Source organism: Aporhodopirellula rubra, from assembly GCF_014192335.1.
In the GTDB taxonomy this organism is placed as follows: Bacteria; Planctomycetota; Planctomycetia; order Pirellulales; family Pirellulaceae; genus Rhodopirellula; species Rhodopirellula rubra.
This window is the reverse complement of the sequence record NZ_JACHXU010000019.1, coordinates 1-23,651: the sequence shown is the minus strand read 5'-3', so window position 1 is coordinate 23,651 and position 23,651 is coordinate 1. Positions and strand designations below refer to the sequence as shown.

General features: G+C 54.7%; 13 protein-coding genes and 1 pseudogene. 5 read left to right on the top strand and 9 right to left on the bottom strand.

Features of this window, described 5'->3' with window-relative positions:
• Window positions 1-103 precede the first annotated feature (103 nt).
• Together FHS27_RS22090 and FHS27_RS22085 are read left to right on the top strand one after the other, a co-directional pair.
• Window positions 104-1,252 carry an FG-GAP repeat domain-containing protein gene (locus tag FHS27_RS22090; RefSeq protein ID WP_184307097.1) on the top strand — a complete coding sequence of 383 codons (1,149 nt, stop codon included), beginning with the start codon at window positions 104-106 and terminating at the stop codon, window positions 1,250-1,252.
• A gap of 5 nt (window positions 1,253-1,257) precedes the next feature.
• A complete protein-coding gene (locus FHS27_RS22085) occupies window positions 1,258-2,661 on the top strand; it encodes an outer membrane protein assembly factor BamB family protein (RefSeq protein ID WP_184307095.1) in 1,404 nt (467 codons plus the stop codon).
• Window positions 2,662-2,678: 17 nt separating this feature from the next.
• On the opposite strand, the gene FHS27_RS22080 is transcribed toward FHS27_RS22085, so the two are convergent.
• Window positions 2,679-4,448 (bottom strand): sulfatase, encoded by a 1,770-nt coding sequence (locus FHS27_RS22080; protein WP_315854656.1) that lies wholly within the window; start codon window positions 4,446-4,448, stop codon window positions 2,679-2,681.
• 528 nt (window positions 4,449-4,976) lie between these two features.
• On the opposite strand from FHS27_RS22080, the gene FHS27_RS22075 reads away from it, so the two are divergent.
• Complete coding sequence (locus FHS27_RS22075; protein ID WP_246420577.1) at window positions 4,977-7,127, top strand: glycosyl hydrolase family 95 catalytic domain-containing protein; 2,151 nt, start codon at window positions 4,977-4,979, stop codon at window positions 7,125-7,127.
• Between the two features lie 110 nt (window positions 7,128-7,237).
• Here the strand turns inward: FHS27_RS22075 and FHS27_RS22070 are convergent, their stop codons facing one another.
• The gene (locus FHS27_RS22070) at window positions 7,238-8,728 is read right to left on the bottom strand and encodes a sialate O-acetylesterase (protein ID WP_184307091.1); all 1,491 of its coding nucleotides are present in this window, start codon (window positions 8,726-8,728) and stop codon (window positions 7,238-7,240) included.
• 382 nt (window positions 8,729-9,110) lie between these two features.
• The gene (locus FHS27_RS22065) at window positions 9,111-9,998 is read right to left on the bottom strand and encodes a dienelactone hydrolase family protein (protein WP_184307089.1); all 888 of its coding nucleotides are present in this window, start codon (window positions 9,996-9,998) and stop codon (window positions 9,111-9,113) included.
• A 369-nt stretch (window positions 9,999-10,367) separates the two neighbouring features.
• Between FHS27_RS22065 and FHS27_RS22060 the strand changes: the two genes are divergently transcribed.
• Complete coding sequence (locus FHS27_RS22060) at window positions 10,368-11,780, top strand: PQQ-binding-like beta-propeller repeat protein (protein ID WP_221225308.1); 1,413 nt, start codon at window positions 10,368-10,370, stop codon at window positions 11,778-11,780.
• A 234-nt stretch (window positions 11,781-12,014) separates the two neighbouring features.
• Window positions 12,015-13,178 (top strand): AraC family transcriptional regulator, encoded by a 1,164-nt coding sequence (locus FHS27_RS22055; protein ID WP_184307085.1) that lies wholly within the window; start codon window positions 12,015-12,017, stop codon window positions 13,176-13,178.
• A gap of 186 nt (window positions 13,179-13,364) precedes the next feature.
• On the opposite strand, the gene FHS27_RS22050 is transcribed toward FHS27_RS22055, so the two are convergent.
• The 6 genes and pseudogenes from FHS27_RS22050 to FHS27_RS22025 all read right to left on the bottom strand — a co-directional run.
• Window positions 13,365-16,427 (bottom strand): CRTAC1 family protein, encoded by a 3,063-nt coding sequence (locus FHS27_RS22050; protein ID WP_221225305.1) that lies wholly within the window; start codon window positions 16,425-16,427, stop codon window positions 13,365-13,367.
• A 96-nt stretch (window positions 16,428-16,523) separates the two neighbouring features.
• On the bottom strand, window positions 16,524-19,685 hold the full coding sequence (locus FHS27_RS22045; protein WP_184307081.1) for an FG-GAP-like repeat-containing protein: 3,162 nt from the start codon (window positions 19,683-19,685) through the stop codon (window positions 16,524-16,526).
• A gap of 253 nt (window positions 19,686-19,938) precedes the next feature.
• Window positions 19,939-21,132, bottom strand: a complete 1,194-nt coding sequence (locus FHS27_RS22040) for a DUF1559 domain-containing protein (RefSeq protein ID WP_184307080.1) — start codon at window positions 21,130-21,132, stop codon at window positions 19,939-19,941.
• A 143-nt stretch (window positions 21,133-21,275) separates the two neighbouring features.
• A complete protein-coding gene (locus tag FHS27_RS22035) occupies window positions 21,276-21,569 on the bottom strand; it encodes a hypothetical protein (protein WP_184307078.1) in 294 nt (97 codons plus the stop codon).
• A 729-nt stretch (window positions 21,570-22,298) separates the two neighbouring features.
• A complete protein-coding gene (locus FHS27_RS22030) occupies window positions 22,299-22,733 on the bottom strand; it encodes an ATP-binding protein (RefSeq protein ID WP_221225304.1) in 435 nt (144 codons plus the stop codon).
• Between the two features lie 240 nt (window positions 22,734-22,973).
• Window positions 22,974-23,651 (bottom strand): annotated as a pseudogene (locus tag FHS27_RS22025) (hypothetical protein); the annotation flags it as partial.

The window sequence follows — 23,651 nt, the reverse complement described above, 5'->3', positions numbered from 1 at the left end:
GGTCTTTTGCGCATATCGCGTGGCCAACGCATACGGCTAGGACTAAACTGTCCGAGCCGCCCATCGCTCGATTTCTTACCGCAACGCGACGCCGGAACGCCACATGACCGACCACCGCCAACGCGTCTTTTGTTTGATCGCCGCGACCCTGGCCAGTGTTTGCAGCACGTCTCTGCACGCGGAGAACCGTCTCTTCGTGACCAGTGAACGAATGACGCTCGGTACGGAAACCTTCCGCTCCGCTTCCGTTCGAATGGGAGACATCGACGGCGACGGAGATCTCGACATTGTTGCCGCAAACGGCCGGCATTGGCCCCAGCGCAACGAGTTGTTCGTCAATCAGGGACGTGCCAAATTCAGCGTCCTCCGACCGCTGGGTACCGACATGCGTCCAACCTACGCCTGCGAATTCGCCGATTTGGACAACGATGGCGATTTGGACATCGCGACGGGCAACGACATGGCCAAGGGGCAGATTTTTCTCAATGATGGCGCAGGAAACCTAGCGGAGCATTCCGAATTCGGTGACGTCTCGAGTTTACGCAGTCTAATGACGTTCGACATCGATCGGGATGGCGATATCGACCTGATCGCCACGTGTCGCGGACGCCCTAATCGTGTCTACCTCAACGACGCCCATGCCAACTTTCGAAAGGGCCCTTCATTTGGAACGGACAACGATTCGACCATCGATGTTGCTGCCGGCGACGTCAACAATGACGGGCATGTCGATTTGCTGCTCGCCAATCGAGATCGCCAACCCAACGAAATTCTCCTCGGAAACAACAGCCTGACGTTTGCTCAACGCATTCCGTTTGGCAGCGGTCAGGATCAATCGCGTTCCATCGCGGTCGCCGATCTCAACAACGACGGCAATCTGGATTGGGTCGTCGGAAACATCGGGCAAACCAACCTGATCTACCTCGGTGACGGGATGGGAGGAGTGTCGCAAACACAAAGCCTCGGCAACGCCGAAGATCAAACCTATGCGTTGGCCATCGCCGACATGGACAACGACGGGTTGCTCGACATCATCGTCGGAAACGTGGATGCCCCCGGGTCGGTCTCCTTTCAACGAGGAAAAGATCCGACGTCGGACATTCTCGTTTTTGACGATGTCCCATTTGGCGATTCGTTTGCCACCTACGGTCTCTGCGTCGGTGATCTTGACAACGACGGGTTTGCCGATATCGCCGTGGCAAACTCAGGTTCGATGAACCGCTTCTTTCTCAACCGTCCCGCAAAAAAGTAAAACGCATGATCTGGAAGCCTTTCCTGACAACGATTCCAATCGCCGCTCTCTCGCTCACACTGGCGTGCCACGCGTGTGCTCAATCACCGACCGATTGGGCCGCGTTCCGCGGAGAAGGTGCCCGTGGTGTGGCGAGCGACGGTTCGATTCCACAATCTTGGAACGCCGATCCCGAAAACGGACCTCACGAAGGTGTGATTTGGGAAACCGAGGTTCCTGGACTGGGACATTCGAGTCCCGTGGTGGCCGGTGACAGAGTGTTCTTGCTCACGGCGATCGCGGACGACGGCGAACCTGAACTCAACATCGCCGCGGGTGGCAATATCGAAGCGGCCGAAAACGATGGCGAGCAAAGCTGGATTGTCCTGTGCTACGACAAAGCGACCGGCGGCGAACTTTGGCGTCAAATCGCCCATCAGGGCATGCCGCGTGCAACCCGCCACAGCAAAGCCACCCATGCAAACACGACCGTTTGCGTCAGCGGTGACCGCGTGGTCGCGTGTTTCGGATCCGAAGGTTTGTATTGCTACGATCTCGATGGAACGTTGATTTGGAAACGTGACCTCGGCGTGATCGATGTTAGCAAATACGGAATCGGTTGGGGCTACGCCAGTTCACCCGCGATCCACGACAATCGAATCGCGTTGATCTGCGACGATCCAGATCATCCGTTTGCCACGGTGCTGAACCTGACCGACGGGGAAGAAGTTTGGAAAGTCGACCGGGCCGACGTTTGTGAACGAAGTTGGGGCAGCCCGCTGATTTACCAAACCGAGGACACCACTCAGATGATCGTGAACGGTTGGCCTTGGATCGTGTCTTACGATTTCGGAACAGGCGAAGAGTTGTGGCGACTCGAGGGCGGCGGCGACAATCCGATCCCGACTCCGTTTGAGGCCAACGGATGGATCTACATCACCAACGCTCACGGCGGAAAAGCCCCAATCTACGTCGTGCGTCCCGACTCACGCGGCACGCTGAGCGTTAATTCCGAAGACAAATCAGATGAAGAATCGGATGAGGACTCAAACGCAATCGTTTGGAGCGTCGAACGTGGCGGATCGTACATGTCGACACCCGTCGTGTCAGGCGACTACCTCTACCTCGGAAACTCCAACGGAGTCGTACGTTGCTTCCACGCGAGGACGGGTGAAAAGATGTTTGAGAAACGCCTCGGCAAAGGCGCCGGTGTAATCGCGTCGCTAATCGCAGACAACGAAAAAGTCATCTGTGCCTCCGAAGACGGCAACGTCTACGTTCTTGAATCGGGCCCCGAATTCAACGTCCTCGAAACCAATCCGATGGGTGAGCCCTGTTTCGCGACGCCCGCGGTTTCCAGCGGAACACTTTTCGTTCGCACCACCAAACGTCTCGTTGCGATCCATCCCGATCAGTCCCCGTCAAATTAGACGACCCCCAAAGCCATTCACTCCGATATCGCACCGTCGCGAAAGACAACAGTCACCCCTGACTCGGTTGCGGTATGAATTTCGTAAATCGATCCATCGACTGACTCGGCGACATAAACGGTACCGACGATCGCGCTGACCGTTCGTAATCCATCGGGTTGCAACCTGAGAACCTTGCCGCGTCGCCCGGCGGGAGTAATCGGATAAACCTGGACGACCGAATCGGTGGCATTTTGAAAAAACATCTCCGACTGCAACTTCTCGGGGTGCGGATCGGAATGAATCAGGGGTCGCATCACCAATCCTTTACGAGGATGCGTTTGCAGTAAGACATCTGTGAGCTGGTCGACCACACCTTTGTCGGCGGACTCAACAATGTTGACGGTTTCGGAGTGTTCCGTCCGGTGATCGTACAACTCACGATCGGTAACGTGCCCACTGTCGAAATCACGCCATTCGATCAAGCGGTACTCGTTCGTTCGGATCGAGTAGCCCATGTATTGGTTGCCGCCGAAGTTGCGATAGTATTGATTGACCGCGCCTTCGTGAACGCTCGCGTCGACATCCTTTAAGATCGGCATCAAACTTTTCCCATCGACAAACTTCGGCACTTCGATGCCTGTCATTTCACAGAGCGTTGGAAACAAATCCAACAACTCGGCCAGTTGGTCGGTCTGCTTGCCGACCTCTTGCACGCCCGGCCCCGCGATCAACAAAGGCACGCGAGCGTCGATTTCGTAATTGGTCATCTTCCCCCAACCGCGATACTCGCCGAGTTTCCAACCGTGATCACTCCACAAAACAACGATCGTATTATCGGCGAGCCCCTCCTCTTCGAGAGCGTCCAAAAGCCGACCGATTTGTGCGTCAACGTAAGAAACGCAGGCATAATACGCGTGCATCAAATGGCGAGCCTTTTCCGCCGAGACGTCACGGTCGTCCCACGGACGCGGCAGATCCTTGAGATCAACGTAGTGCGTCAACTCGCTGTTGTTATGCAGTGCATAGGCGGGCGTGTTTGGCGTGATTCGCTGATCGGAAACGACGGGCAACTCACTCGGGTCGTGCATGTCCCAATACTTTTTCGGTGCAACCCATGCCAAGTGTGGCCTGATAAACCCCATCGCCAAAAAGAACGGTTCAGACTGTTTTCCCAGACGTCGCAAATCTTCTATCGCCATCTTCGTCCTCGCCCCATCGAGAACTTGATCGTCCGCAAAATCCGGTGACGCCGTACTCGGGCCACGCAAGTTGTTCTTCCGCCAATCGTTCTTGGGCAAACCGTCCTGCACCTTCTTCACCCGCGTCCGCGTGCCTTCGGGATAGACATAAGGCAGCGAGGGAAGGCTGCGAATCGGTTCGCTCCACGATTGCGGATCAGGCGTCGGATTGTGGTAGATCTTACCGTGGCTGACCGCCGTATAGCCAAACTTACGAAACCACTGCGGCATCGTGATCGCGTCGGGCATCGCCTCGCGAAAGTGAATCGGCAACGTCCAAACACCCAATTTGTCCGGCCGCAGCCCCGTCATCAAACTGGCTCGTGAAGGATTGCAAACCGCGACTTGGCAATACGCTCGATTGAACTGCACACCACTCGCCGCCAATCGATCCAAATTCGGCGTGATCGCGTGTGGATCGCCGTAGCAACCGATCGACGGACGCAGATCATCAACCGCGATGAACAACACATTCGGGCGTTCCCCAGCATTGACCGAACAAGGCACCAAGATCAGGGTCAACAACAAGATTTTCGAGAACGTTTTCAGTTGCATATCGTGATTCATTTTCTGTTTCGAAGATCAGTCCACGCGTGGTCATCAACAGCGTCATCGCCAACACTCGGCCCGATGCTTGATTCGTGTGAACAACAATCAAGAACGACCCTTCGATCGCATCGTTGCCGACCAACATACTCGACGATGACGATCGCACGCATTCACAATCGCAAGAACGGCATTTGGATCGCCTTCGGGACACAACAAGGGTGACACGTCACGGGGGCAGTACCAATCCACACCTAGATAACGATTGCGCGTCCGACTAGAACGGAGGTTCGCTACCGCCTCAATTAACTCGCGTGAAACGATACCATGAAGACACCCATTCTTCGTTCTGATTCCTACATATTGAAAACATCAAACAACAATCGCTTATGTTGTGCGCGGGTGTTTTCATGCATGCTTATCTGCGCAGGAATCCTACTAACGCAATCGGTCACTTGCTCGACAACGAGAGCGGCTGAGAACACAATCGCGTGGTCAGATGAATTGTCGAAACACGATCTGATTTGGGACCGACTCCCAACCCGTTGGATGGAAGCTCCCTTTCTCGGCAACGGCGAGCAGGGAACGATGATGTATCGCGAGGACGACCGAACGCTTCGCTGGAGCATCGGCAACTCCGCCGCCCACGACCATCGGCCGGCCAGCGAAGACGATTTCAGCGAAAAAAACGTCGAAGTTCTCAACCGCGGCCGTATCAACATTGGTCATCTAAGGATTGAGTTTCCCGAGGCATTGAAAAAGAGCTCGTCTCGCCTCTCACTTTGGAATGCCGAAGCGAGCGGAGAGGTACGGTCGGACGCAGGCGAAGCTCGCTGGTCAACGATCGTGCACGCCAACGAACCGGTGATGCGTTTTGATCTCACAGCCGAAGCCGATCTCGCCGGCGCGAAATTCGTCTATGTCCCCGTCGATGCTCGCAACCCGCGAGCACTGCGAGCAAAACTGCCACGGTCCCCGGCCAACCCTCCGGCCGTTCTCACCACCCACGCCGGTGAAATTCAAACCGCCGTTCACAATCTTCACGCCGGTGGTCAAACAGCGGTGGCGTGGCACCAATCCCAAACGGGTGATCATACAACGTTGTGGCTGAGCGTGATGCATTCGTTCCCAGAAGCCGATGCAGAGAGCCACGCGATCGCTGCCGTGCGGAAGGCCGTTTCGTCAGACCAAGACGAATGGACCGACCAACATCACCAGTGGTGGCAGGACTACTACCGCCAAAGTTTCCTGTCCACCGGTGACGAATACTGGGACGCGTTCTATTGGATCCAACAATACAAACTCGCGTGTGCGACGCGAGCCGACAAATGGATCATCGACAATCAAGGCCCGTGGCTACAACCGACCGCCTGGAATGCGATCTGGTGGAACCTCAACGCACAACTCTCACACAGTGGTTTCGCGACCGCAAATCGGCGAGGCATGGGCGCGGCGCTCGGACGGCGACTCGATGAATGTCGCGATCAACTCGCACTCAATGTTGCCCAAGAGTACCGCCATGACTCCTACGCGATCGGACGCAGCTCGTCAGGTTGGGATTTAGCGGGTCACGCCGGACAACCTGGCAAAGGACGCCCACCGAAAGACGGCAACATTGGTCGCGAATCGGCGAACCTACTGTGGGCACTGCACAACGTTGACCTCGAATACATGTATTGGCAAGACGAAGAATTACGAGATCGCGTTCTGTATCCCCTGCTCGTTCGCGCAGTGAACTACTACCGACACTTTTTAGTCGAAGAGCCCGACGGCTATCTTCATTTGCCACTTTCCTACAGCCCCGAATACCGCGTCGCCGAAGATTGCACGTACGATATCGATTTGCTCCGTTGGGGCTCCGGTCGTCTCTTGGAACTAACATCCGAATTGGGTTTGGACGAATCGGAACAACCATTGATTCCGTTTTGGAAAACCTTGCAAGCCAAACTTGTCCCGACTCACGTCAACGAGACCGGACGCATGATCGGTCGCGACGTGTCACTGAAAGGCCCGCATCGCCATTGGTCGCATTTGCTCGCGATCTACCCACTGCACACCCTGACGCCGGAGGAGCCAGCCGACCGGGAACTGATCGAATTGAGTCTGGAAAATTGGCACGGTCACGGCAAACCCATGGCCGGATATTCCGTGACCGGAGGAGCCTGCATCGCGGCGATTCTGGGTGACGGCGAACGAGCCTACGAGTTCCTCAATCGACTCAAGTCGTTCCTACACCCCAACACGTTCTACACGGAATTGGGAACGTTGCCTGTCATCGAAACTCCACTGCACGGCGCGACCACCATGCAGGAAATGTTGCTACAGAGTTGGGGTGGTCGAATCCGAGTGTTTCCCGCCGTCCCGAAAAAATGGGATAACGCCCAATTCGATCGTTTCCGGTGCGAAGGTGCTTTCCTCGTCAGTGCCAAACGCGAGTCAGGAGCAACTCGATGGTTAGAGATCACCGCGGAAACCGGCGGCAGCGTCGAGGTCCAACCTCAACTGATCGACGCACATTGGACAACGTCGGAAAACGCGCAAGTCGAACGATTGCCCGATGGCATTTACCGGGTTTCGCTACCCAAAGGCGATCGCGTTCTGTTCTGGCCGAAAGGAACTCCACAGCCAACGCCCGTGATCACCACCTCCGCCGACACCACGAATCCCAATCCATTCGGACTCGTCACACCCGGCACCTAGTTCGCCACCGGATGCGATCGAGTTAGCGGCGACCGAACCTTCGCGACCGTCTTTTACACGACGTGGTCACAAACGGAGTCTGTAACCACGCCGATGAGGCAGCTAACCTGCTACTGGATCGGCCAATCATCTGTTCGGAATGAAGACGCAGGCAGGCCTGCTTTGTTGGAGAGGTTTGGCATGTCACCGCTGCCCCATCCGAATCGCACCGCAACAGGGTCAGGCACGTTTTCGCTGCTAACGACAATCGAATCGCCATCGATGATCGCTTCCGCTTCGACGAATTTCTTGTCCGCACCCGCGATCGTGAAGTGGCTCAACGCATTACCATCACGAGCGACCAATCCGCCACCCAATTCAGTGAACGTGAGCCGAATGGCTCCATCCTCGACCGAGTAATTTTGATACAGAGGTCCGTCATCGACTACATCCGAACGACCGTAGTCGCGAGCCAACGCCATCTTCGCGAGCCGTTCGCCAACGGGTTTCTTTTGTTTCGGGTGAATGTTGGTGGCGTCACCGATGTCCATCGTCACCACCATCCCGGTGTTCGGCTCGGTCAACGACATCATTTGAGCTTCGCGTAAGAACGCCGCACTCATCGGATTCGTTTTGTAAGCAAACGGAGCGATTTGAACAAAGTAGAACGGGAAATCGCCCTGTCCCCAACGCGTCCGCCAATCGCGAATCATCGCAGGAAACAACGTTTGATACTGTTTCGGATTCTGCACGTTTGATTCGCCTTGGTACCAAATCACACCACGGAACGAAAACGGAATCAAAGGGCGGATCATGCTGTTGTACAAAAGCGCTGGACTTCTCTGGTTCAGCCCCTTCGGTTTCTCTTGCCCACGCATGAATTTAACGCCCGCGTTCTTCATGATTGTAGGATACCCATCGAGCACTTCATTGAACTCGGGAAATTGCTCGCGCAGAACCTCAGGGCTGACCCAGGCCTCCACACTCGATCCACCCCAATTCGTCGAGACCAGCCCGATCGGCACGTCGAGTTCTTGGTGCAGTTGCGAGCCAAAGAAGTAACCCACCGCGCTGAGATTCAGCACCGTCTGCGGATCGCACACGGTCCACTTCACGTCGACGTCGTCCTGGCCTTCCAAAGCCAACATCGCCGGAACTTCGGTGTACCGGATGCGAGGATAGTTTGCCTTTTCGACGTCCGCTTTGAAATGATCCACGCCGAAACCACGCATCCGCCACTGCATGTTGGACTGTCCCGAACAAATCCAAACCTCACCGACATACACATCACTGAGTTGGAGCTCATCGTCGCTTGTCTTAATCGTGACCGAGAACGGGCCACCCGCCGCAGGCGTTTCCAACTCAACACGCCAATTCCCTTGGCCGTCCGCAACGGTCGAAACCGTTTGATCCGACCACGATCCATTCACGGACACTCGCGAGTTTGCTTCCGCCGTCCCCCAAATCGGGTTCACGCTTTGCTGCTGCAGAACCATCTGATCACCGAATATGCCCGCAACGCGGAGCGGCTTCACCTCGGCGGCAAACGCGGCGGAAAACATCAACACCCACAACATCGCAAATGCGATCGTTTGTCGGGCGACTCGGACGGCTAGGTGCATAACTCGATTTCTTAACAGTTTTCTTTTAACAGAGATGCGATCTCGAACACTCGATGTGACAGACGTCACCATCGGTAACTCAACAACGTGAACGTTTCCTCAAGGGCTGATTGAGCCCCCACAACATGCCTATTTTCAACAGTGCATGTCGATAAAAAAACGTTCGCGGTTGAGGCTACTCTTTCGCAAACTATCGATCAAGTTTCGCATTTCGAGCGTAGGGACTGTTCGCGTCGATGCCTCTGTTCATCGTGTTAGACGCAAACATCTCAAATATGCGCAGGCCTCACCCTTTCAAACCGGCAGGGCACAAATCGGTCGAATCTACGCCGAATATCCCAAAACGCAGAGTTGAAAATTGCTTAGCCAACCGAGCAAACTTTTATGCAAGGTATTTTTTGAACCACGCAATTGTGCGTGTCCAAGCTAGCTTTGCCGCCGGTTCGTCATAACGTGGAGTCGTGTCGTTATGGAAACCGTGATTGACGTCCTCGTAGACGTGAGCTTCGAACGGAACGCCGTTCTCCGCGAGGGCCTTTTCGAACGCGGGTGCACCGGCGAGGATCCGCCGATCGAGGCCCGCGTTCTGAATCAGTAACGGCGTTTTGATTTTGGACACGTCGGTGGCCTCCGGTTGCCGTCCGTAAAAGGGAACGCCCGCGTCAAGAATATCGGGAATCCGAACGGCGAGTTGATTGACGATCCCTCCGCCGAAACAGAACCCGACGGCGCCAACTTTGCCAGTCGACAATTCGTGAGTGTCCAGCAATTTTGCCGCAGCAATAAAGTCCTCGAGCATCTCGGTCCGATCTCGCTTCGCCTGCATCGCTCGTCCGTCGTCGTCGTTGCCGGGGTATCCACCGAGCGGCGACAGAGCATCAGGCGCGAGAGCCAAAAAACCGTCAACGGCGAGGCGTCGTGCGACATCCGCAACGTACGGATTCAGCCCGCGGTTTTCGTGAATCACAACCACAGCGGGGAACGACTCGCCGGTCGCAGGCCGTGCCAGCAGCCCCTTGATCGTTCCACCACCTTGAGGCGAGGCGTACTCGATCGTTTCCGTTTTGATCCGCGGGTCGTCCGGCGAAACCTGCTCTGCCAGTGCGTAGTTGGGTGCGAGTGTTTGTTCCAACGTTTCCACGGTGAGCCCGCCAACTGCAAACGCAGTCAATCGTTTTACGTAATCTCGACGAGTCAGCCGCCCGTGGGCATAGTCGTCGTATAAGTCGAGCAAGCCCTGGTCGAGATCTTTGGCAGTCGTACGTTTCATCAGACAGTTACCGTTTGCAGATAGAGTGGGGAGGGAGAAAACAAAGTGATCGGTGCTCGATCAGAACACGTGATTCGACCAAGCGACCCATGGCACATGCTCGAACGGGGACGAGTCGAATCCCGCCGCCAAATAAATGAACGGACTCCTGCGTACGCCGTGCGGCCTCGCACCGAGAATGATTGCGAACCGATCACTCGTGAATCGCGGTCCGTTGAAAAACCCCACCACGCGTTCGAGGTTTCGAATCCGCACGCGAAAACGAGACTTCAGACTTAAACCGGTGTTCCATCCCCGTACCGTCCTGTCTCCCCCACTTTCCAATGGAACCGTCGCGTGAAGATTCAATCCGCTGTACTGACTCTGCTCATGTTCTGTGCTATCACCCACACTTCCGCCGAAGGCTTCATCAACGATTGGCCTCAATGGCGAGGACCAGACGGGTCGGGTGCCTCGGCGTCGACCAATCCGCCGACGAGTTGGAGCGAGTCCGAAAACATCGCCTGGAAGGTCCCCGTGCCCGGAACAGGCAGCTCAACCCCGATCGTCCTAGGTGACCGCATCTATGTCTCCGCGGCGATGAAGACCGATCGCGTCAAAGAGGGAGCCGACGCCACGCCCACAGCTCAAACAGAAAGCGACAGAAACACGCCCGATGCCGGTGATCGCAATGCAAGCGATCGCGGCGGTGCACAGCGTGGTGGCGAGCGAGGTGGTCGCGGTGGCGATGCACGCGGTGGACGTCGAGGCCGGCGGGGGTCCGGTGGTGGCGCCTCCCCAACCCATTATTACGCATTCATGGTGCTGTGCCTTGATCGCGCGACCGGTAAAGAAATATGGCGAACGACCGCCATCGAACAAGTTCCACACGAGTCCGGTCACAACACCAACACGTTCGCCTCCTCATCGCCGGTTACAGACGGTGAGCGAATCTACGTCTCATTCGGTTCGCGAGGCGTCCACTGCTTGGACCTCGACGGCAATTTGCTGTGGAGCAAAGATCTCGGCAAGATGCAAACCCGCAACCAATTCGGCGAGGGCAGTTCCGCCGCAATCTACAAAGGAACACTCGTGGTGCCGTTTGACCACGAAGGGGACTCCTTCATCGTCGCACTCGATGCCCAAACCGGCGAAGAAAAGTGGCGGCAACCACGCGATGAACAAACGACCTGGTCCACGCCCCTGATCACCGAATACGACGGACGTGTTCAAGTCATCGCGAACGGGTCCAATCGCGTTCGCAGTTATGACCTGGCGTCGGGTGAAATCATCTGGGAATGCGGCGGACAAGCGGGGAACCCGATTCCCTCACCGGTTCGGTTCGAAGACAACGTGATCGTGATGACGGGATATCGCGGATACGCAATCTACTCGATCCCACTGAACTCGCACGGCGACATCACCGACAGCGAAACGATCACTTGGATCGAAGAGGACGCAGCCCCTTACGTTCCCTCGCCCGTTCTCTATCAAGGGCAACTGTATTTCTTCAAATCCAACAACGGGGTTCTTGTGTCACGCGACGCCAAAACAGGCGAACTTCTGATCGACCAAACTCGCGTTCCTGACCTCTCGACGGTCTACGCATCGCCGGTAGCCGCCGCAAACCATGTCTACTTGACCGGCCGCGACGGAACGACCGTGGTCCTGAAACACGGCAAGAATTTTGAGGTCATCGCGTCGAACAAACTCGATGAGACAATCGACGCATCGGCCGCCATCGTCGGCGATGAAATTTTCCTCCGCGGAAAAGAGCACCTCTACTGCATTCGAAATCAGTAGCACGATCGCTGTCGAGAAATACAAACGGCTGCGAATCGGCGACCGGTTCGCAGCCCAAACATCTGGCCGCGGATGATCTTCGCCTAACACAGACGACGTCCAATTCGATATGGTATGAACTGTTAGATCGATCCTTTTCGCTGCGCAAGAAAACCTCCCCGGGTTTCACCAACGCAGGGCTCGTTGACACGATGGAAAAAGATCCTGTTCGACAGTTATCCTATTGAGTTTGTTGTGTCGAAGAAGAAAAAAGTCGCGTTGCTCATCGAAACATCCAACTCGTACGCGAGAGGATTGCTTCGCGGAATCGCCTCGTATATCCACGAAAAAAACGAATGGTCCGTCTACCTGCCCGAACAGGAACGCGGCGCCACTCCACCGAACTGGCTCCATCAATGGGACGGCGACGGCGTCATTGCGCGCATCGAAAACAGTGCGATTGCGAAAGCGATCGCCCCTCTCAATATTCCCGTCGTCGACGTCAGTGCGGCGCGGCAATTGCCGGAGATTCCGTTTGTCGAAACAGACGACGAAGCGATCGCGGCGATGGCATTTCGGCACTTTCGTGAACGAGGTTTCGATACGTTTGCGTATTGCGGTGATTCCGTTTTCGCGTGGTCCAATAACCGCGAGAAAGCCTTCGTTCGATGCGCCGCCGAGGAAGGCTACGGGTGTTCGGTTTACGTTTCGAAATCACACAAACAGGTTTCGCCCGACGCCGACCGAGGCCTCCTGACACAATGGCTCAAGGGACTCCCCAAACCCGTCGGGCTGCTAGCCTGTTACGACAAAAAGGCACACGTGGTGCTCGAAATCTGCCGCGAAAATGATTTGCGCGTGCCATTCGAAATCGCCGTTCTCGGGATCGACGACGATGAACTGATCTGCGACCTGTGCACACCGCCGCTGTCGAGCATCACGCCTGCCGCTCACCAAACGGGACGCAAAGCAGCCGAGATGCTCGATGACCTGATGAACAACAAAACACGCAGTTCTTCAAAAAAGACGGCGTCAATTCTGGTCCCGCCGATAGGCCTCAACACGCGGCAGTCGACCGATATTGTCGCAATCGATGACCCAGATATCGCGAACGCGGTGCGATTCATTCGCGATCACTTTCGCGAAACGATCACGGTTCAAGATATCCTCAAACGCGTCCCACTCTCACGACGCATACTCGAATACCGATTCCAAGATCGCCTCGGCTGCTCACCCCACGAGGAGATCGCGCGACGACGCCTCGAAAACGTACGAATGCTGCTCCGAAACAGCGATTTGACACTCGCCCAGATCGCCTCGCAGAGCGGATTCCAAACCCAAGAATACATGAGCGTCGCGTTCCGGCGGGCCACCGGAAAACCGCCCGGCCAATATCGACGCGAACACCGAGGCGTTTAACAGCGACTGCATCTCTTGGTTCGCATCACTCACACGTCTCGCGTCCACCTGACAAAGCGTCCCAATCTTATCGATCACCTTTTCAACGACGACCAACCCAGAATGGCGATAGCCGTCACTGGACCTCATCGGATTTTCACCGTCGAAATTTCACCGTCGCGTCGCACGAACGTTTGAGACCAGCATTCAATAGCTGTACGGCTCTGATTCGTTTTCGATCAGTAGGATGCGACCTGATTGCATCAATGTTTCATATTGTGAGATGCGTCCTCCGGGCCACTGAACGGTCACTTGCTCGATCGATGTGTTTTCAGGGACCGCGAAACGAAGGCATTTTTCAGAACTGCATTGAAAACCGTCTCCCGCAATCAATTGCTGCCGCAAGAGCCGTTCTCCGATTTTCGCCGTGACGATCGAACCCACCGCATCCCGATGACTGCTGGTCCCGCGCAGATAAACACTTACGGATTGACCACGAACCTCAGAATCGTTCATCAACAACGCCACCGGATCGAAAAGCCCAGTCACTGCGGCGTCCGTTCTGCCATCGCGATCAACGTCCGCGAGAACCACATTGCGTGCCACTCGCTTCTTCGCCATGGGTTCACCAATGTCACTAACGGGCAACAAATTCCACCGTCCGTTCACATGGCGTCGATACAACTGCATTGGCATTCGCAACGGCTCCCCGAGATGCGAGAAGTCGTCAACGTGTCCGTTGCAGACCAGCAATTCCAATTCACCATCGTTATCGGCGTCAAACCAGGTCGTCCCGAATCCCAGCATGGGAATCGAAGACTCTCTCAAACCGACCTTCCTCGTTTGGTCGATCCAAGTGCCAGGATGAACCTGCTCGTAGTACGTATTCGACTCGTTCGCATGGTTCGTAATAAAGAAATCAAAATCACCATCGTGATCAGGATCGCCGACGGTCATCCCCATGGACGCTTGGCGACGCGAGCGTTCATCGACAGCAACCCCGGCAATCGCCGCTTGCTCAGAAAGCCGAAAGTCGTCGCTCCCGTCATTTCGCGTCGACCAGAAGTGGTTCGGCGCCATATCATTCGCGACGAACAAATCCAGACCCGGTGCGGCATCAAATTGCCCGACGAGGATGGCTAATCCATAACTGGGTTGCTGGCCGACGAGCCAATTTGAACTGAAATCGATAAACCGTCCATTCTCCGTTCCTTTCCAAACTCGGTCAGGTTGTGCGGGGAACGAAAGTGGTGAACAAGTCCGAGTGAAACCATCTCGTGTGCATTTGCTTTGAAAAGGAAGATCACCACGACAATAACCCACCTCGAAAACATCCATGACACCATCCAAATCAACATCGGCCAACGCCACCGATGTCGTCCAATCCTCACCGCCCAAACCTCGCTCTTTCGCGACTTCGCGAAACGTCCCATCGCCGTTGTTTTGATACAAACGGTTGACACCAATATTGGATACCATCAAATCAGGAAACCCATCGCTATTGAAATCACCAACGGCAACCCCTTGAGAAAAACCACGATCGCCGACGCTCGCATATTCCGTACAGCGTTCAAAACGTGATTGCAAATTGCGGTATAAATGATTGGGTTGCGAATCAGATTTCATTGGCTGACCATCCATCGATGTGAAATAGAAATCAGGCCAACCGTCACAATCAAAGTCGAGCACGGCGGCACCACCGGCGATTGATTGATAAATCCACAAATCAGACTCCTCGCCGTCCGGCTTTGATATCACACACCTGTGGTGAAGCGCCCGTTTGGATGCTTCATCTTTAAATCGAATCGCCGTCGGCGCCGACTCAGTATTGGCATTCATCGCTGGCGCCGGGTTATCGCTCAGCGCAACGCGGTCTTCTTTGCCGGATGAGTCAAATGCACTCAGATCACGCGATCCCACCACGCGTGAGGTAGCTAACATCCAGGGCGTCTTCGACGTCATTTTCGCACGGACATCGCGATACCGGTCACCTAATTCTGGCTCGAGATCCGATGTCATCTTGGATCCTGCACGCAACCAAGATGCCGCCTCCCAAAGGCGACCGAGAGACACCAACACCGATGAAATCTCCACAGCTGTCTTTTGCGAGTTCAGTTGATTCAACGAAATCAAATCAACCAACTGACGCAATCGTGAGATACCATCAATTCGCTCAGCGAGTTCGCTACGCCATGCGTCCTCAATCCCTAGCTTTGCAAGACAATTGGTCAACTGATGAATCGCTTCGGTATCATTCTCATTAAGCAACCCGGCTTTCCAAAACGCAAACGCCGCTTCCTCGTCGTCGTTTTGCCGTAGCGAGTTTCCGCCTAACGCGTGCCAATAATCAGGGTATTTCTCGATGGTTTCCGGCAACGCTGCCTTCCAGGACAACCAGTTTGAGTCACTGCCGCTCGCGGGGTGTCGCTCCACAATTACGCGACCGTACAACGCTATCCCGGGCACAAACGTGGGGTGCGTTTCGAGCAAGCGTTGGCAGTGACCGGCGACCTCATCCCATTTCCCTGAATGAGCTGCTTTCACTGCGAGCGAATAGCGGGGACGTTGGTCCTCGGGATAATTCTCCAGTGCATATTCACATGTCTTTTCATCCGTTTGCGGTCGAGTCAAATCCGAGAGTATCACTAACTCTTGCGGGCCACCAAAACCACGCTGGACTAACCACCGCAAGTGTTCTCCAGCCTCGCTTTGTAATCCCAACGACGCCAACAACCCCGCCAGATCACGACGTGCTGACGCATCATTCGGGTATGCCGCAACAGCCTGCCGAAGCACCTCAACTGTCTCAAACGGTCGCCCTTGTTGCATCAAACCCCTTGCGTATCCGTACAACAGTTCTTTCGAAGGAACGTCTGCGGATGCAACGAGATCACCATACAATTGCACAGCGTCGCCGATGTCGCCGAGCGAGACGAACAACTCGGCGGCATTCTGAATGAGATCACGATCGTCGGGCAAACCAACCAGAAACTCGCGAAGGTACCGTCGTGCGGAATCAACGTCTCCACGCTGCATCTCCTGTCGAGCCCGCGACAGTAGCTCTTTTTCCGTTCTCGACTTCGGGGCCTTCGCACTCGCCTCAGCACGTGCCTGCGTCGACAGGTGACTCGATTGCCCAGCCGGCGGGGCGTCGGGCCCTGTTTGCTTTGTGCACCCAACGAACGGGAAAACAAACCCAAACATCACCGCTAGAGTGAAAGGAGCGTAGCGTCCCCACTGATGAGCGGCGACGATTCGAGCGTCCTTCATATTGAATGCCTTCATCTCTCGATTTGAAACACCGCTCGCGTTGATCAACTCGACGGCCACTTTTCAACCGAAACAGGAGCGGTAGAAACCATCGCCCTAATACTCAAACTCGCCCTGATCCTGAACGATTAAGTACGTTCGATCGACCGCAATATTTTCAAACGTTTCCTGCGTTCCATCGGGCCAACTCACTCCAAGCGTTTGGACCTCAGCATCTTTCCCCAATCCGAATGTCACAACTTGCTCGTTACGGCATAAGTAACCATCGCCAGAAGTTACCCATTTCGTTTGCGAAGAGTGCGACTTTGTTCCGATACTCACTGTCGCTCCAATAGCATCTCTTTCGCTATGCGTCCCAACCAATTTGACTCTCAGAAAGTGATTCTCTGACTTCGTCTCGTTGATCAAGATGGCTGAATTTTCGCCGAGATGAGTCACCACACAGTCGTCACGTCCATCGGAATTAATATCCGCACGAGCGAGAGCACGCCCGACATGCGGTGTCATGAAATACTCTGATTCGCCGCCGAAATCAACCAACCGAAATCGGTCGCCCAGATTTGTAAACGTTTGCGGAAACTGTGCAAAAGGCGAAGTCTCGATTCCAGTGTTCTCGACATGCCCGTTGGCGACAACCAAATCCTCGAGTCCATCGTTGTCATAATCGATCGCCTGCGTTCCAAAGCCGACGAACTCATAACTCGGTTCGGCGAGGCCAAAGGTGATCGCGCGATCTCGATAGACGCCGCGTTGACTAAGGTAAAGCCGTACCGGCGCATTTTCAAAATTAGTGATGTGCAGATCGAGAGATCCGTTGAGATCAAAATCGCCCGCCGCAACTCCCATCGACGATGTTCGCGTCCCATCATGCCCTAACGAGGCACCCGACATCGGTGCCATATCGGCAAGCTTCTTTTCGTCAGTTCGTTTCCAAAGCTGATTTGGCAGCATATCGTTGGCAACGTAAATTTCGTTACCCGACTGCCCATCAAAATCCGCGATAACGAGCCCAAGGCCCGTACCACGTGCGTCACCCGAAACGCTGACGTCGGTTGCGACACGCCCTCCCATTCCATCATTAAAGAGGATTCGATCCATACCAGGCTGAAAGAGAAACGGAGACAGAATCTCGACAATTCCACCTGCGTTACGTGTCGGCCTACGCGTGAAAGCAGGATCGTGCACATAGGTTTGCTCGAATAGATCGGGCAAATGATCGCCATCCAAATCCGCCATCCCGATCGACGAACTCACCATCGACAGATCATCCAACTCATCAGTCGGCTCACGACGAAACGTTCCGTCGCCATTGTTAATCATCAGCGAATTGATCCCCAGATTGGCAACGATCAAATCAGGAAAACCATCTTGGTTCCAGTCACCCGCTGTCACTCCGGTGCTGTACCGAGTCTCGATCGTTCCAGATCGACTACTAACGTCAATGAATTTCGACTCCGATTGACGGTATAACTGATTCGAGATTTGCCCCTGGAAATCCGGCGGATCCGCTCCTCCCTGGGCAAAATATAAATCCACATGCCCATCAAGGTCATAGTCGATCACGGCAACACCGCCACCAACGACCTGATAGATCGAAAACTCGGAGTCCTGTGGATTCGACGCCACCTGATAACTGTGTGTGACACCTACGTCCCTCGCCACATCAACCCAATGGGGAGTCGTCGTTGCTGAGGCCTTCCGATTCGGAGCACGTTCTTTCACGCTCACGAGCGCGGGGTCGAAATGAAACATAGGATAAGATCGGTAGTCCAATCCAATCAAACGCTCTTCGCGCGACGGAAATGAATCTCCCGAACGAACGATTTTGAGAAGTCGTTGGTTCAATTCTTCAAATCGCGAATCGAGAGTCAGCCCATCGGCTGCCATTTGCGCATCGTTCTGACTGAGCGATTGCAATCCCATCACTTCCCAAAGCAACGCCTCTAACGGTCGACCGAGTCGTTTCAAACCGTCAGAAACGGTGGCGAAGGAGGCTTGCTGCGGAGGTGAACTGGATCCAATCATATTGCTAGCGAGCGTTACTTCTCGCAACAACTGATGCCGATCGTACCATCGCTTCGCATCGTCCGTTCGCTGCAACGCAGTGAAACACTGCTCCAACCGTCGATAAGATCGAACGTCCGTTGGATCGAGAAGAATGGCCTCCGACAACGCACGGACTGCCTCGTCAAAACGCTGCTGGTTGACCAGCCAAGCCCCCATGGCGGCCCAATATTCGGCGTACTGCAACGACTCGTCGTCGTTGGTCGTTACCCAGCGTGCAAAACGCTGATCGTCCTGCGCCTCAGCCAGACAACGACCAAACAGAGCGCGAACCGCTCCCTGCGATTGACCGCTGACCACTGACTCCTCCAGTAGACTCGCCGCGTCGACATAACGAGCTTCCGCAAACAGTTTTCGCGCCACCCCCGACGCTCCGATTGGTTCATAGCGTCGCTCACCGGCTTTCGATTCAGACAACTGCCCAGGATCGTCATAGATCGCATCACTGAGGACCATCAAGGAGTGCAATTCGTCACGGCGAATGTCGCCCATCTTGCACAGCACGCGGATATGCCGAGCCGCCTCATGACGGCGACCTTGTCGGTTGAGCAAGTAAGCAACTTCCCGATGCGCACGCCCCGAAGTGGGTATGGCGTCAATCAACTCGAGATATTTAGCAATCGCATCATCATACCGATGTGCATTCACACACCACATCGCAGATTGCCCGAGCGCTGCTAGCCCGAACGGCGAGACGCTCTGCCCTTCCTCTCGCAGGGGTATCCCTTCAGAAGTCTCAATCGCGAGATCAAAATTTTGCAGGCCAGCGTAACATTCCGCCAGCATCAAACTCGCCTCGGGAGTTTCAGGATCACGAATCAATTTGGCGGTCAACGCGGCAATCGCTTGCTGGTATTGGCGGTCCTCAATGAACTCTCGAGCCACCGATCTCCAGTCCCCTCCTACGGGATCAGTAACGCTCGTAGCGTCATTTCCCGATCCCCCCTCCATCCCGCCTTTCGACTCATCGCCCGACTGCTGCCCCGAAGCCGATTGAATGTCGTTTGAAAAGACGGATTCAGTTTTACCTGAAGCCCCCGATGACGCATTCGTGCCCGGCTCCGGACTGGCGATCTCAGCTCCGCACCCCACCGGCAGTAATAAAGCCCCCACCACCAGCCCGCACCAAATCCATTCAGGGCAGAATTCAAAACGCCAACCATCAATGGCCCGCAGCATTCGATTCAGTCCCACGGGAACACCCCTCCGATTAAGTCGCCGAAGCCGCCTGTATCATTACAAGTAGCTACCTGAGAAAATTGCTGACGGGACGACAAGACTTGGCTTGCAACATCTCATCTTCACAACCTTCCGGCAATAACTCAAGTTAGCCTCTACCCCAAAATAAAAAACATGGGCGAACTCGTAAGAGCCCGCCCATGGTGTTGAAATTGAACCGAATGTTCGAAAACACTCGTTGCAATTCATTCAGCAGAGATCCTGAGAACTAATTCTCAAGAGTCAGTGTTTCCTTGGATGCGATCGTTCCCGCCGCTCCCCAAACACCGTATGGACTTTCTTCTCCAAGACCACGACCGCCGGGGCCGATTGGCAATGCGTTTTGGTCGCCGGTGTCGACCGAGTCCGTGATGAACTTGACTGCCCCGTCGCCCATCAGGACGTGAGCACCACCTTGGTGACGACTCGATGCCCCCCACATCCCGTGGTTATCCCACCAACGCATCACGTTGTAACTATTGGGTGGACGGATAGCGTGGAATCGGCTGCTGTTTTCGCGGCCACTGGTCCACAAACGTCCACGACCACGGTCTCGTTCGGGTACATCGAATTCACCATGCTCATAGGTGTAGAACTGAGGACGCTCAACGTCGATGGCTGGAGTGGCCGCAGTGTTTGTTGCCCACGAACCAGGTGACAAGTTGTGCGAATCGTCCCCTGCACGAATTGCGGTACCGACGATTTCACGCTGCCCGTTGTCAACAACGATTTCGCCGCACATCAGAGTGTTCGACAGTCCATCCAAGATATTTCGGAATCGAGTGAAGTGTTTCGCAGTGAAGACCCCACGAGCATACTTCTTCGTGTTGCTTTCTCCCCAAGTCGCATCGCCATGGGAATTACCGTTCGCTTCGATACCAACGTTCGTTTGTTCCCAGAACGAGTCGCCGTGACAGGCAGCGTAGTTGGTGAAACCAACTTCATTCGCACCTGGAACGGTCGGGTCACTTGGGCATCGGAACGTACCGATTTGCGTCATCCATGGCGTGTAGTTCGTGTGCCATGGAATTGGCCCCATTGCTGGGAAGACAGGCGAGAGAGCACTGCCATCGCGACCGACAGACATTGGATTGCTGATTTGCTCCCATACGGCCTGTTGCTCAACGAATGGGGTCAACCCGACAAGAAAGCTGGCTTGCAATTCGTTGTTTTGAGTCCAGCCCGTTCCGCCTTCATTGTCCGTGCCGCCGAAATTCATCGGCAACATGTTATAGGCAGCGTGGTAGTTGTGGAGCCCCAAACCGATTTGCTTGAAGTTGTTACTGCAACTCATCCGACGAGCCGCTTCACGTGCGGCCTGGACGGCCGGCAACAACAAACCGACGAGAACGCCGATAATCGCGATCACGACCAAAAGCTCAACCAGCGTAAAGCCGCGTTGATTGAAATGTTTTCTGCTCATTTTAAAAGTCCCTGTTAAGTAAGAAAAGTGGGTATGTGAAAGCGAGGTTCGAAAACCCCACTTTCACTAATATTTAATCATCGACTGTCCACCTCGATCCGGCAATGCAATAATACGTTCTTGCAATGCAATATTTCACAAGTCTATTTTTGCTCAGAGCGACGACGATCGCTTTCCGACATCTGCTGCGCAGCCCGCTCTTCGAGACGTGCAGCGTCAGCCGCAGTGAATTCAGTGGTCTCTACTTTTTGCGCACCGCCATCGGTACCTCCACAACCCCCTACCAAGGGCGCTGCAACAAACACTAAAACAACCAGAGCGACACGGCAAATCATGATTTCTTCCTCGGTATTGATTATCAAATTCGCCAACAATCCGCTGGCGACGAAAACTGTCAGAGCTGAAAATAGAACGGAAGACCAAACAGCGACATGCAATATCGCGTATTAAACATGTTATTTCTCACGCAACCCGGTCGCCGTAAAAACGAGTTTGCGTGAGAATCCAACCCTCAGGCAATCTCCAATCCCCGCTTCCATTCACAAACCCTGCCGCCGTAACACGGGGCTAAAGGTGTTTTGAAGAGCATTCAATTCTACGTCTTGCAACGCATCGGAAACGAGGAAATTGCCCTTTGTCGCGTTTCCCTCAGTTTGGTCCGAAACGACCGAGGTAGTGGCGGACTCCAAGACACGATATAGATTCGCGAAATTGGCTCGGCCCAGACCGACCATGACACGACTCCAATGACCAATACGCCGATCAACAGCGCCATAGCGAACGCACTCAAGAGCCCAACTCTTTAGGCAACCACATTTTCCCGGAAACGTAAGAGCATCCCGAGAGTGGCGCGGCCGATCGATCACAAAAGCAGGTCGGCGTTGCAAAAATTTGGCGCAAATGCATCAGAACCAAACTGCAACTCACACAGAGCCGCCAACTGCAGATGAGACTCTGCCTGTACGATTGGCGAACGGACTGAGTTTTGCGTCCTATGTCAACAATGCGGATTACGCGGACATTAGGGAATCACCCGACACACCCTTTGCGACCTGCACTATCTTTGGACCAACGGCGTGGCCAGTCGCCTTATGCATGATCACCACGCACAAGTGCAGTTGGCGATTTAATCGAATCGTGTTTTGAGATCGATGGAATAAGGCGGTTCACTTTGCAAAGTTTTTGAAGAAGTCCGGTGACGGGCCAATGTAGCACTGACACGTTTTACAAACGGACGCCGACTCAACAACACCACATCCACAAACCGGACAGCTTCGGAACTTGCGTTCATCCTCCACGACGGGATCGACCCGAGGAGCGACGAAGTCACCGAGGATACGCATCACGCCGGTGTCCGAAAGCGTATCGCGTTTCTCGCCTGGAGCGGGCGCCAGCCGAGAGATCGATTCTTGTTTAGTCGAATCGCGACCAACCGGCGAATTCACACGTGAGGGCGAGGCAAGATGACTCGGCGGTACCGCAGACGATGCGTCAACGATGACCATTTCTTTGCAAACGGGACATGGCAGTGTTTTACCAACCACGCGTTGTGAAGCGCGCAGGTGATGACCTTGCGGGCAAATGACAGTGTGCGATTGCATAGGATTCACTCCGTAGTCTCCTGACGCGCGGTGGGTATAGCGATAAAACACCAGACCACGATCCAGGTAACGGATGAATCCAAAATCTTTTCACAACAAACGAAGGGCGGATCCCTCTGCATTGAACGATTGCGACGCTCGATAGATTACAGAAATGGGTAGCAACAGGGCCGAACCGGCGTCATCTTTTTAAGCGACACGCCGGTTGAAGCCTCAGGGTTCGATTTCAATCGCAGCCCACTACCGGCCTCGGCCGAATCGGAAAGCCGTGGCGCGCGAACTTGATTGAGCACGCCCGATCGATGCGAACACTTCGTCCGCGATTCGATGGCGATGCCGAAATTCGCCCGCCGAGTCCACTCGCTCCGCAGCCTGCTCGGTATAAAACGCATCGAGCTCATCCAGCGAAACGCCTTCGACGGAATCGGTATCGGCGTCAGAAATTTTGCTCCAGAAACGCTCGCTGACTTCGTCCTCGCTCAACAATCCATCGGCGTTGACGTCTTTCGTGTCGAAAGCTTCTTGACGAGCGGTATCGATTGCCGTTTCGAGTTCCACGAGAGTCACGATTCCGTCCGCGTCGGAGTCGACACCGACGGCGGTGAGTTTCGCCCACACGCGATCGGACACTTCCTCTTCGGTCAACGATCCATCGTCATCGGTATCGAACCGAGTGATCAGCGATTCCGCATCGCCCCCAAACAACCCGACGCTGACAACGCCAAATCGATGATGGTGGTGCAGCCGGACGCCTTCATGACAATCATGTTCGTCGTCTTCAACATCTTCGTTTTCGTCATCAGTCTCTTCGTCGTTGGTCTCGGGGGATGTCCCATTCGTTGTTGAAACTCGTGATGGTCTCTCTAGTAAAAACGTAAGTGATCGGGTTTGAGTGGGCAACAAGCCCCACCTCCTGGA